General features: G+C 64.4%; 9 protein-coding genes and 2 pseudogenes. 7 read left to right on the forward strand and 4 right to left on the reverse strand.

Annotated features, from left to right (window positions below; genetic code table 11):
• Positions 1 to 586 (reverse strand): rhodanese-like domain-containing protein (locus Y705_RS19350; RefSeq protein WP_444826184.1); only part of this gene is annotated, 586 nt, incomplete at its 3' end.
• Between the two features lie 85 nt (positions 587 to 671).
• On the opposite strand from Y705_RS19350, the gene Y705_RS0111405 reads away from it, so the two are divergent.
• From Y705_RS0111405 to Y705_RS0111425, 4 genes and pseudogenes are all read left to right on the forward strand, one after another.
• Positions 672 to 1,322: a GNAT family N-acetyltransferase gene (locus tag Y705_RS0111405; RefSeq protein WP_026532949.1), complete on the forward strand. Its 651-nt coding sequence runs from the start codon at positions 672 to 674 to the stop codon at positions 1,320 to 1,322.
• A gap of 48 nt (positions 1,323 to 1,370) precedes the next feature.
• Positions 1,371 to 3,710: a DEAD/DEAH box helicase gene (locus tag Y705_RS0111410; protein ID WP_026532950.1), complete on the forward strand. Its 2,340-nt coding sequence runs from the start codon at positions 1,371 to 1,373 to the stop codon at positions 3,708 to 3,710.
• 104 nt (positions 3,711 to 3,814) lie between these two features.
• Positions 3,815 to 4,604, forward strand: a pseudogene (locus tag Y705_RS19355) (MBL fold metallo-hydrolase).
• A gap of 167 nt (positions 4,605 to 4,771) precedes the next feature.
• The gene (locus Y705_RS0111425; protein ID WP_026532953.1) at positions 4,772 to 5,800 is read left to right on the forward strand and encodes an ion channel; all 1,029 of its coding nucleotides are present in this window, start codon (positions 4,772 to 4,774) and stop codon (positions 5,798 to 5,800) included.
• 83 nt (positions 5,801 to 5,883) lie between these two features.
• Here the strand turns inward: Y705_RS0111425 and Y705_RS21370 are convergent.
• Both Y705_RS21370 and Y705_RS0111440 read right to left on the reverse strand, forming a co-directional pair.
• A pseudogene (locus Y705_RS21370) lies at positions 5,884 to 6,564 on the reverse strand (recombinase family protein); the annotation flags it as partial.
• A gap of 343 nt (positions 6,565 to 6,907) precedes the next feature.
• Positions 6,908 to 7,642 carry an NADPH-dependent F420 reductase gene (locus Y705_RS0111440; protein WP_026532954.1) on the reverse strand — a complete coding sequence of 245 codons (735 nt, stop codon included), beginning with the start codon at positions 7,640 to 7,642 and terminating at the stop codon, positions 6,908 to 6,910.
• 406 nt (positions 7,643 to 8,048) lie between these two features.
• Between Y705_RS0111440 and Y705_RS0111445 the strand changes: the two genes are divergently transcribed.
• Positions 8,049 to 9,545 carry a DHA2 family efflux MFS transporter permease subunit gene (locus Y705_RS0111445; RefSeq protein ID WP_026532955.1) on the forward strand — a complete coding sequence of 499 codons (1,497 nt, stop codon included), beginning with the start codon at positions 8,049 to 8,051 and terminating at the stop codon, positions 9,543 to 9,545.
• Here Y705_RS0111445 and Y705_RS0111450 read toward each other — a convergent pair.
• Positions 9,542 to 9,934, reverse strand: coding sequence for a MerR family transcriptional regulator (locus Y705_RS0111450; protein ID WP_026532956.1), 393 nt, complete (start codon positions 9,932 to 9,934; stop codon positions 9,542 to 9,544). The two genes, Y705_RS0111445 and Y705_RS0111450, sit on opposite strands and share 4 nt — an antisense overlap.
• A 213-nt stretch (positions 9,935 to 10,147) precedes the next feature.
• Here Y705_RS0111450 and Y705_RS0111455 point away from each other — a divergent pair, with 213 nt between their 5' ends.
• The gene (locus tag Y705_RS0111455) at positions 10,148 to 11,482 is read left to right on the forward strand and encodes an NtaA/DmoA family FMN-dependent monooxygenase (RefSeq protein ID WP_026532957.1); all 1,335 of its coding nucleotides are present in this window, start codon (positions 10,148 to 10,150) and stop codon (positions 11,480 to 11,482) included.
• Positions 11,479 to 11,892, forward strand: a 414-nt coding sequence (locus Y705_RS0111460) for a flavin reductase family protein (protein WP_049822644.1), incomplete at its 3' end; no start/stop codon positions are given. The genes Y705_RS0111455 and Y705_RS0111460, both read left to right, overlap by 4 nt.

An 11,892-nucleotide genomic window follows, 5' to 3' on the forward strand; every position in this document is an offset into this window, starting at 1 on the left:
CCTCGCAGCGGATCCCGCCGGTGCAATAGGTCACTACGGGTTTGTCCTTCAGATCGTCGTACTTCCCGGACTCCAGTTCGGCGACGAAGTCCGCCGTCGTTGAGACCTCGGGCACCACGGCGTTCCGGAAGCGGCCGATCTGCGCCTCGAGTGCGTTGCGGCCGTCGAAGAAGACGACCTCCTCCCCGGCGCTCCGCCTGGCATCGACGAGTGCGTGCAGCTCCTCGGGCCGCAGGTGCACGCCGCCTCCGACCACGCCGTCGGCGTCGACCTTCAATTCGCCGGGAGCGCCGAAGGAGACGATCTCCTCGCGGACCTTGACGCTGAGGCGCGGGAAATCGTCAGCGCCGCCGTCGGAATACTTGATGTCCATTTTTTTGAACGCCGGGTAGAGGCGGGTGGCCTTGACGTACTGCTTGACCGCATTGAGCTCACCACCCACGGTGCCGTTGATGCCGTCCTTCGAGATGAGGATGCGGCCGCGTAGCCCGAGGCTCTCACACAGGGTCTTCTGCCACAGCTTCACGGCCTCCGGATCCGCGAGCGGGGTGAAGGCGTAATACAGGGCAATCCGGTTCATCGACACGCATTAAAGGGTACTTCGTGCATCAAAATCGTTGCTTCCGGCGGCGGGTATGTTATTCGCGGGCCGGGCAAACTATCGTTCATCCATGGGTGCACAAGCGAGCAGTGAACTTTTTTCCACGTGGCTGACGGGCTGGTCCACCTGCCGCGGCTACGAGCCGCACGACGACGGCTCCACCACCTCCGTTGTCCACACGGACGAGGACAACGAGACCGAGCATTTCCTTTACGAGCCGTCCACCGAGCTGTTCCTGAAGGTGGCCGAGGAGACAAAGGCTGATCCGACTCGGATCCTGACGGTGGTCACCAGCAGGCTGCAGGAACTCATCGGCGCCGTGGACCCGCTCGGGATGCGGATCCTCGACCGGAAGCAGTCCCTGATGAGCGCAGATATGCAGGCCCAGGACGTCGAGGACCCCCGGCTTCCCGACGATGGATACTCCTTCGAACGTCAGCGTGAGGGCGGGTGCCAGTATGTGAGCGTGTCGTTCGACGGCGAGCACGCCGCGCACGGCTCAGCCGCCGTCGTCGGCGACTATGCGGTTTTCGACCGGATCGTGACGGAGGACAAATTCCGGCGGCGCGGGCTCGCGACCTTCGTCATGCGGGCGCTGATTGCCGGAGCGCTGGAGGAAGACGTTCGGACGGGGCTCCTCCTGACGACCGCCGATGGCCGTGCGCTGTACGAGTTCCTCGGCTGGGAGCACCTCACCGATGTGTTCGTTATCAGAGGATAAGTGCCCTTGTCTCCCGGAACGGACCCGCCCGGGTGACACAATGACGGCGTGGCACCGCAGAATTCGCTGATCAGCCTGCTCGGCGCAGGGCCGGAACCCGAACAGCTGCTGCATGTCCGCGACATCCCGGCGCGCACGGCTGTTTTCGAACCGTGGCCCGCCTGGGCGCACCCCGACGTCGTCGCCGCTTTCAGCGCACGCGGCGTCGCCGAACCGTGGCGCCACCAGGTCGCCGGGGCGAACGCCGTGCACGACGGCGTACACACGATCGTCGCCACGGGCACCGCCTCCGGCAAATCCCTGTGCTACCAGCTTCCCGTGCTCGACGCGATCCATCGCGGTGAGCTGGAGTCGCAGGCAACGCTGGCACCGGCAGGTGCAGTGGCCCTGTACCTGGCACCGACCAAGGCCCTCGCCGCCGACCAGTTATCCGCCGTCAATGCGCTGAAGCTGCCCACGGTGCGGGCTGAAACCTACGACGGCGACACCGACTCGGGCGCTCGCCGCTGGATCCGGGACCACGCGAACCTCGTGCTCGCCAATCCGGACATGCTCCACTACGGCATCCTTCCGAACCACGCCTGGTGGGCGCGGTTCTTCCGGCGCCTGAAGTACGTCATCATCGATGAAGCGCACAGCTACCGGGGGGTCTTCGGCTCGCACGTGGCCAACCTGATGCGGCGCCTCCGACGCATCTGCGCGAGCTACGGCGCGTTCCCCGTGTTCATCGGTGCCTCGGCCACCTCCGCCGACCCATCGGCGTCGTTCAGCAAGCTCATCGGCGCGCCCGCCACTGCGGTCACCGAGGATTCCTCGCCGCACGGCTCGACCACCGTCGCTTTCTGGGAACCGCAGCTCACCGAGTTGAAAGGGGAGAACGGCGCCCGGTCGCGGCGCACCGTCATCGCCGAAACCTCCGACCTGCTGGCCAACCTCGTGTCCGCCCGCGTGCGGACCATCGCTTTCATCAAGTCCCGCCGCGGGGCCGAGAGTATCTCGGCCACGGCCCGGCGGCTGCTGGAAGAGGTCCATCCGAGCCTGCCGCAGCGCGTTGCGGCGTACCGATCGGGCTACCTGCCGGAGGAACGCCGGGCCCTGGAAACGGCACTGCGGAGCGGCGAGCTGCTAGGTGTGGCCAGCACGTCCGCGCTCGAGCTCGGCATCGACATCTCGGGCCTCGATGCCGTCCTCATCGCGGGCTGGCCGGGCACGCGGGCGTCGCTGATGCAGCAGATCGGCCGGGCCGGGCGCTCGGGCCAGGACGCCGTCGCCGCTTTCGTGGCCAGCGATGACCCTCTGGACACCTACCTCGTCCACCACCCCGAGGCGGTGTTCGACGTCGCGATCGAAGCGACGGTCTTCGACCCGTCCAATCCGTACGTCCTCGGGCCGCACCTGTGCGCCGCGGCCGCCGAGCTTCCCCTGACCGAGCCGGACCTCGAGCTGTTCGGCGCCACCTCGGACACCCTGCTCACGCAGCTGTGTGAGCAGGGCTATCTCCGGCGCCGCCCTGCAGGCTGGTTCTGGACCCACCCGCAGAGTGCTGCCGGGATGGTGAACCTTCGGGCCGACGGCGGTGGTCCCATCAACATCGTGGAGTCCGGCACCGGCTCCCTCCTCGGCACCATGGATTCGCCGCAGAGCCATTACCAGGCACACCGGGGAGCAATCTATGTGCATCAGGGGCGCACCTATGTGGTGGAGGAGCTGAACGAGCAGGACCATTGCGCCGTCGTGAAGCGCGCCAATCCAGACTTCTACACACAGGCGCGGGACGTGACGCAGATCGAGGTGGTGGGGCGGAACCGCACGGCGATCTGGGGCGGGGTGCTCGCCAACGTCGGCGACGTCAAGGTGACCACCCAGGTGGTGTCCTTCCAGCGGAAGGCCTTCGTGTCGAACGAGATTCTGGGTGAGGAACCCCTGGAGCTCGGCGCACGGGACCTTTTCACCAAGAGCGTCTGGTTCGAGATCGCCCCGAAGCTGCTGGAGGACGCCGGCATCACCGCCGAGGAGCTGCCCGGAGCGCTGCACGCGGCCGAGCACGCCGCCATCGGGTTGCTTCCGCTAGTCGCTTCGAGCGACCGCTGGGATATCGGCGGAGTATCGACGGCACTGCACGGCGATACGGGACTGCCGACGATCTTCGTGTACGACGGGCATCCGGGTGGAGCGGGATTCTCGGAGCGAGGTTTCGAGGCTGCCCGGACCTGGCTCACCGCGACCCGGGACGCGATTTCGGCGTGCGAGTGCAGCGACGGCTGTCCGTCCTGCGTGCAGTCGCCGAAATGCGGCAACCGCAACAATCCGCTGAGCAAGACCGGTGCGGTGACGTTGCTCTCGCTGATCCTCGAGCAGGAGCAGGTGGGAACCCGCAGCCCGCTCTAGCTTTCGCTTCCACGCCCCATGAAACGTGGCGCGAGGCAGGATCGCCCATCCTGCCTGCTCGTACCTCTTTCTGCCCGGCCTGGGAAGAGTAATGCGAAGATGTACTGGTGGCAGCCGAACGTTCCTCCCAGGCCCGCTGTACCGCCCTGATACGCTTCAGGCTTGCGCCCAACCCTGGGCCGATGAGCCTCGAGGGCACCAATTCCTACCTGATAGCTGCGGAGGGTCACTCGGCAGCGGTCGTGGTGGATCCCGGTCCGCTCGACGAGGAGCACCTTCAGGGCCTGGCTGCCGACCCCGTGGAACTCATCCTGATCACGCACCGCCATTCCGATCACACGGCCGGGGCCGCACGCCTGCGCGAACTCACCGGAGCCCCTGTCCGTGCCGCCGATCCCCACCATTGCCTCGGGGAGCAGCCATTGCAGGACGGCGAGATCCTTGCCGTCGCCGGAACGGAGATCCGGGTAGTGGCCACGCCAGGACACACCTCGGATTCCGTCTGCTTCCACCTTCCCTCTGATGGTCCGGCAGGTTCCGTCCTCACCGGCGACACCGTCCTGGGCCGCGGCACTACAGTGCTCGACCACCCGGATGGCCGCCTCAGTGACTACCTGTCCTCACTCGACCGGCTTGAACTGCTGGGACCCGCNCGCCACGGTGCTGCCCGCCCACGGTCCTGTCCTGCCGGCGCTGGACGACGTCGTCCGCGCCTACCGCACGCACCGACTCGACCGCCTGACCCAGATCCGCTCCGCCGTGGCACAGCTCGGGCCCGACGCCGGAATACGACAGGTCACCGACGTCGTCTATGCCGAAGCCGACCCGTCGGTGCGGCGCGCGGCGGAGAGTTCGGTGGCGGCTCAACTGGAATACCTCCGCTCCCCCAGGTAGCGGCCCGCCCCTGCTGAGCGTGACTGCCATTCCAACTCGCGATCGTCCCTATCAGTGGTGGCGTCCCAGGTCAGCGTCGGTCCTGGCTTCGTAGCTCGGGTACCGTCCGGGCGGATGTCGGAGGGTATGGTTCAACGGTATTGTCCCCCGAGAGAAGGGAACGCCGAGTGCCATTTGTACTGTCCCGTCTGATCCGGCGGCTCGGGCGTTCGCGTTTCTGGGTGATGCCGGCGCTCATCATCCTGGCGGTGTTCCTCACCAGTTGGCCGTTGATGATCTGGGCTGAGCCATCCAGCAACACCATCACCTCGGCGGACAGCTACTGGTGGTGGTTCCTGGTTACCGCCGCCACGGTCGGATACGGCGACTTCTTCCCGACCACGGTCGGCGGTCGCCTCGTCGGGGTTTACGTCATTGTGGGCGGCATCGTCACGTTGACCACCCTGTTCACCAGGATCGCAATGGCAATCGAGAATTTGAAGGGACAACGCATGAAGGGCCAGCTGGATCTGGATATGTCGGACCACCTCGTGATCGTGGGCTATACGCCCGGGCGCACCGAACGGCTCATTCACGAGATCATCGCCGATGATGCCCATGCGGTTGCCCTGTGCGCCTGGGATGACGTTCCAGAGAATCCGATGCCCGAGCATCCCGATCTTGGTTTCGTCCGCGGTGATCTTACCGAGGAAAGCGTGCTGCGGCGTGCCGGGGTGCACCGTGCCGCGCGTGTGCTCATCGACGCCCGCGACGACAACGAGGCACTTGCCGTCGCAGTGGCCGTCACGCATGTGAACCCGAACGCGCACACGGTCGTTACGCTGCGCGACATGAGCCGCGCCCTCAACTTCTCCTATGTCGACGCCGACGTCCGCTGTGTGCAGTGGCACTCACCTCGCCTTGCGACCGAAGAGCTGCAGGATCCCGGCATCGCCGTCGTTTATGCCGATCTCATGAGTCACGGCGGCCGGAACACGTACAGCACGCGACTACCCGAGACGCTCCCGCAGGTGAGTTTCGGACAGATCCAGGAAGCGATGGGGCGGAGCTTCGCCACCACGGTGCTCGCGGTTCAGCACGAAGGGGCCGTGATCAACCCCGGTTGGGACTCGCAACTGCCCGAAAGCGCTGTCCTGTACTACGTGGGAGAGCGCAGGCTCTCCCCGGAGGAAATCATCGGCGCCCTGGCGCGGTAGCAAGCGGTTGTAACACGGTTACGCGGGACTGGTTGCAGATCGAATGGCTATGGGGCGCTTCACCTAGGTGGTTGTCGCGAAAATCAACAGCTTTTCAAGGACACATGGTCGCTGCCTCCCGCAAACATACGAGCTGCTGGTATGACGGGCTTGTAGGTGTTTCGAGAACTTGCCTCGGTGCAAAACATCTCAGGGGCAGTTCCGTAGGGATCTTGCGCGGCAGATTGCGACGCGAGGCATCCTGAATGTCGAGGTTTGACACCTACTACACGGTTGACCGAATTCCCCTGCCTCGAATTCTCTCGCCTGATGAGCGAGCCCGTAGTGGGTATCGGCCCCAGTTCGCGCCCGGGCATGTCGTTGGTGTCGATGCTCAAGTAGCGGCAGACGGTGGCGAGGCTTGCTGCCCTGATCTTCCCGGCGTCGGCCGGCGTGAGCCCTGGACCTTCATGAGCAGCGGTCGCTTCCCTCCGCCCGGCATTCCGGCCGCATCGGGCTGTCACGGCCATAGCTGCCCTGGTCCGCTCGGCCAGCTGATCGCGCTCCAGGTCGTCGATCAGGGTCAGCATGTTACGGGTATTGCCCCCCAACTGGTCCAGCATCCACACCACGACTTCATCTCCGTCCCCGAGGTGATCGAGCAGCTTGTCCAGCGCGGGCCGACTGGCCCTCGTCCCACTCACGCCATGGTCGGTGAAGATCCGGCTACAACCCGCAGCACGTAGTGCTGTTTGCTGCAGGTGAGCGTTCTGATCCAGGGTGCTGACCTTGGCGTATCAGATACTTCCCATCCCAATTCCCCTCGAGCTCATCAAGGCCTTCCTAGCTTTTGTTGAAAATACGCAGAGTGGGACACATTGCTGAGACGCGGTTACAAAATCAGGCGGAATTGCTGGACCTCGCCGGACCGCCATCGGGTTACCTGCTTTGTCTTGGCAAAGGATGGCGATCTTTGACGAAACATACAACGGTGACCTGCGATCCGACCTCGCGTCCGCAGCAGCGCCTGCGGCTATGCCAGTACTCGAGGTCGAGGACAGCGATGCCATCTGGGTTCCTGATGGTCAAGATGTCGGCGGCAAGCTGCAGTGAAGCCGGTAAGTCTCTCTAGGCGTAGGTGGTCCGGTTGAGGGTGACGATGTCGTCGGTGGTGAGGGAGTCGAACTTCTTGCCGATGGTTGCCATGGCCTGATCGCGCCGACCGGGCAGGAGGTCGTTGTCCGCGCGGGCCAGGGCGTCTGTCAGCTCGTCACGACTGAGTTCGGTGCAGTACGCGGGCGCACCGGGCTGCTGGCGCCAGGAATCAGCAAGACGGCCGGCGTAGACGGCATCGAACCCGGTGTCCTCCACCAGGCTCATCGCAGTCTGCTGATTTGCCTCGTGGTCGGCTGCCACGGGGATGGCAAGACGGCCTACTTGTCCTGCTGCGAGCCCTTTGGCTTCAAAGGTCCCGGAGAGGATCGCGTTCCAGGCTTTCGCGACGGGACGACCGATCTGCTCGGCGACCCAGACGCTTTCAACCTGTCCCTCATCGAGGGCTTGTACGTGCCCGTCCCGGAGGGGGTAGTAGTTCGACGTGTCGATGACGATGGCATTCGCGGGAAGGTCTGCGACGAGGGCCTTGATTGCCGGCATGGCGCTGAGCGGGATCGAAGTGATGAGGACCTTAACGTCGTGCACCAAGGTGGCCGCTTCGACTGCAGTCGCGCCTGTCGCGAGGACGTCGGAGTTGATTGTTTCCGGTCCGCGCGAGTTGGCGACTTTGACGTCGTGCCCTGCTGCAGCGAGTTTAAGAGCCAATGTGGAACCGATTGAGCCTGCGCCGAGAATGCTGATTCTCATGAGAATCCTTCCGTGGAGTGAATGAGCACTCCAAGTGTCCAACCTTCCAACAGTGTCAAGGTCAAGTAGAGACACCAAAAGCACCGCGCTCCGCATCGTGCAGTCCGTCACATCCGCACCCTGAATTTGACCTTCTCATTAGTGGCAAGGTTGCACGATGGTCTGGTGAGTTCCCAATTCCTGCCCTTGCCACTCGAGCACCCTGTCGCGTGGGTGGGTTCCTATCCGGCGTTCAGCCCGTCGGAGGCCCGCGGGGATCTCTTTCGTCCGGTCGACCCCAGCACAGCTGCTCGTTTCCGGATGGCCCCCATATCAACCCTCATTCACACCGAAACCGCCGACTGAAATACGCAGTCGTGCAATTGACACTCATTTCATAAGACCATCACCCCATCAGGAGAGCCCTATGTCGGTAGCTAGTCCGAGCGAGTCCACCCTAGAAACCGCTCCCCTCGGGCCAGCCGTCGGCACCCCTGCGGCTCCGTCCGATGACCGGTTAGCCCCGGGCAGCGCGATGATCATCGGGCTACTGATGGTCTCGACCTTCGTCGTCCTGCTGAACGAGATGATGCTCGGTGTTGCCCTGCCGACGCTGATCACCGATTTGGACATCACTCCGACGACCGGTCAGTGGCTGACGACCGGGTACCTGCTGACCCTGGCCGTGCTCATTCCTGCCACCGGGTTCGTGATGCGTAGGTTCACCACCCGCGTGATCTTCCTGGGTTCCATGACGCTGTTCCTGCTCGGAACGGCCATCGCTGTGATCGCTCCAGGCTTCGGCGTGCTCTTCGCCGGGCGGATCGTTCAGGCGGTCGGTACAGCAGTATTCGTGCCCCTGCTGATCACGACGACCATGCGCCTGGTTCCGGTCTCGCGTCGAGGCAGGATGATGGCCATCGTCACGGCGGTCCCCGCCATCGCGCCGGCCGTCGGTCCCGCAGTCTCCGGGCTGATCCTGTCCCAGCTTTCCTGGCGGTGGCTGTTCATCCTCATGCTGCCGATCATCGTCGCGACACTGGTCCTGGCTGCCGTGAAGCTACGGAACGTCACCGTACCTGAGCGGGTAACCCTGGACGTGGTGTCCCTGCTGCTGTCCGTTGTGGGCTTCGGCGGGCTGGTCTTCGGGCTGGCATCCATCGGTGAATCAGTCTCCGGCCACGCACCCGTCGCCCCCTACATCCCCCTCATCATTGGCTTGGTCGGCGTGGCAGCGTTCGTCTACCGTCAGGTCCGGTTGCAACGGCACCGGGACCCGTTCCTGGATATGCGGATTTTCAGGACGCGCTCCTACGTCCTACCCACGATCGTGATGACCTTCGTCGCGATGAATGGTTTCGGCGTGGTTCTCGTCCTGCCTCTCATCCTGACCGCGGTCCTCGGACTGGACACCCTGCAGATGGGCCTGTTCCTCTTCCCCGGCGGGGCGATGATCGCGATCGTCTCCGCACTCGGTGGACGCATCTACGACAAGGTCGGACCGAAACCCCTGGCAATCCCCGGGTCCATCATCTGGGCGGCGGCTATCTGGTTCCTGACCACCATCGAAGAGAACACCAGCGTCTGGGTGGCTCTGGGTACGTACCTGGTGATCACCGGAACGCAGGCACTGATGTGGGCGCCAATGACGACCTCAGCCCTGGGTTCCCTGCCGACCGAGCTCTATGTCCACGGCACCGCAGCGTTCTCCACCGTCCAGCAACTCGCCGGCGCCGCGGGAGGCGCGATCCTCATCTCCGCCTTCACCATCGGAGCGAACGCCGCCCCAACCGGCGCCCTCAGCCGTACTCAGGGCATCGACGCCGGACAGGCCGCCTTCACCGTCGCCGCGATCCTCGCCCTCGGAGCAGTCATCGGCACCCTGTTCGTCAGCAAAGCCCGTCCCACACCAGACGAAAGCTAGCTAGCTTTGGACGTCTGGCGTGGAGAGACGGTGGCGCGGTCGATCGCTTCGATGTACCGGGTGATCGAGTCCCGGTTGTGGATCAGGAAGTCGATCTTCTCCGACATGCGGTCCCGCTCCGTCACCAGCAACTCCCGCAACCCGGGCTCGGCGTTCTTCACGACGATGGTCTGCGGCTGGTCCAGGCACGGCAGGATGTTCGAGATGATCCGCGTCGGGATCCCGGAATCGACCAGCCCACGGATCTTCCGCACACGATCTACCAGGTAGTCGTCATACGTCCGGTACCCGTTATCCAGGCGACGAGGTGAGATCAGGCCCTGCTCCTCGTAATACCGCAGCATCCGGGCAGGAACTTCCGTTTTCTTTGCCAGCTCACCAATACGCATGAAACCTCTCCTTCACTTGTTCGGCCAATTTGACATTCACATTAGTGGCAACGTTGGAACTCGACAAGTCACACCACGCCACCAGCGCATCTGGACGGACCGGTCCCGGGCGGAGTCTGACCATCGCGCCCCAAGCAGCATGTCGAGCATCAAGACAGGCACTACAGCAACCACCATCACAGGCACCACGAGATAGCAGTACAAGGAGAACCAATGACAAAGTCACAGATGATCCTGGGTATGCACCTGGGCAACGGATACGGATCGCAGACCTCAGCCTGGCGCGCCCCCGGCGTGGATCCTGCGAACTACGCGAGCTTCGATGCGCAGGTCCGCTACGCGCAGGCCGCTGAACGCGGGAAAATCGCCTTCCTGTTCCTTCCAGACTTTCCCGGTCTGATGGCCGACGTCGACCACGAGGCACCCCAGATCACTCTCGATCCCATGATGAACCTCGCGGCGATCGCCCGGGCCACCGAGCGCATCGGCCTCGTCGCCACCGGTTCCACGACCTTCAATGAGCCCTTCAACATCGCCCGCCAGTTCAAGGCCCTTGATGTGATGAGCCACGGCCGTGCCGGATGGAACGCGGTCACGACCAGTGATCCTGCCGCTGCAGCGAACTTCGGCCAAGCCGTCGCGCCCCGGCCGCAGCGATACCAGCGCGCCCACGAAACAATCCAGATCGCCCAGGCCCTCTGGGGAAGCTGGCAGCAGGACGCATGGGTCAAGGACCAGAAAAGCGGTCGGTTCGCCCACCCAGACAAGATTCAGCCCATCAACATGCAGGGCGAGCACGTCGCTTCCCGCGGGCCGCTGCCCATCCCACCGTCCGAGCAGGGACAGCCCGTCATCTTCTCCGCCGGAGGAGGCGCAAACGGACTGGACCTGGCCGGACGCTATGCCAACGGTGTCATCGGTGCCACGTTCACCATCGATGATGCCCGCAAGCAACGCCAGGCCTACCGTGACGCCGCCCGCCGGGCATTACGAAACCCGGACGAGATCAAGTACTTCGCCGGAGTCATGCCCGCCATCGGCAAGACCAAACGCGCCGCCCTGGACCGACGCGTGCAGTTGGGCGAGCTCACGGCAGCATCCCGGGTCCCCTACCTCGGCTCGATGCTGAACCTCCAGCTCGATCCCGGCCAGCTCGACCAACCCCTCACGCCCGCTCAGCTGGCCGTCGCGACCCCGAGCCCGTTCGACCCCCGCTCCGCACGGGCACTGGAGGTCGCACGCGAAGGGTGGACCATTCGCGACATCCTCGCCCACGGCGTCATCGACTACCACCCCACCCCCGTCGGTGAGGCATCGGCCACCGCGGATCATATGCAGGAGTGGTTTGAAGCCGGCGCCTGCGACGGATTCTGGGTCTCCATCGACGTTAACGAAGACGGCATCGACACCTTCGTCGACGAGGTCGTTCCCATCCTGCAGGACCGCGGCATCTACCGCCACGACTACGACGGCACCACACTCCGCGACCACCTCAACGCCCCGGCCCAGTACGGACTCGACCCACGCCTCACGGACACCATGCCATGACAACCCCCACCAGCACACTTAACAGTGGCCTCATCAGTGACTCCACTGGCAGCGTCAACCCGCTGCGGTTCAGGGACGCCGTCGGTCACTACGCATCTGGGATCACCATCATCACCGGCCACGACGCCGAAGGCCCGATCGGCGTCACCTGCCAATCGTTCTACAGCGTCTCCGTCGACCCACCCCTGGTCCCCTTCAGCGTCATGAAGGCCAGCACCACCTACCCTCGCATCCGCGACACCGGAACCTTCGCAGTCAACATCCTCTCGGCAAGCCAGGAAGCCACCTCCAACCAGTTCGCCCGCCGAGGCACCGACAAATGGGCCGGCATCACCTGGCACCCAACCCGACGGGGCAAGCCCGTCCTCGACGACACCCTGGCCTGGCTCGACTGCACCATCCACACCGAA

This window comes from Arthrobacter sp. H41, assembly GCF_000520535.1.
Lineage (GTDB): Bacteria > Actinomycetota > Actinomycetes > Actinomycetales > Micrococcaceae > Arthrobacter_D.

What these genes read in the sequence shown, in the direction of transcription:
- Y705_RS0111455 (WP_026532957.1), top strand. Translation starts at nt 10,148, where the DNA reads ATGACAAAGTCACAGATGATCCTGGGTATGCACCTGGGCAACGGATAC.
- Y705_RS0111440 (WP_026532954.1), bottom strand. Translation starts at nt 7,642, where the DNA reads ATGAGAATCAGCATTCTCGGCGCAGGCTCAATCGGTTCCACATTGGCT.
- Y705_RS0111445 (WP_026532955.1), top strand. Translation starts at nt 8,049, where the DNA reads ATGTCGGTAGCTAGTCCGAGCGAGTCCACCCTAGAAACCGCTCCCCTC.
- Y705_RS0111405 (WP_026532949.1), top strand. Translation starts at nt 672, where the DNA reads ATGGGTGCACAAGCGAGCAGTGAACTTTTTTCCACGTGGCTGACGGGC.
- Y705_RS0111450 (WP_026532956.1), bottom strand. Translation starts at nt 9,934, where the DNA reads ATGCGTATTGGTGAGCTGGCAAAGAAAACGGAAGTTCCTGCCCGGATG.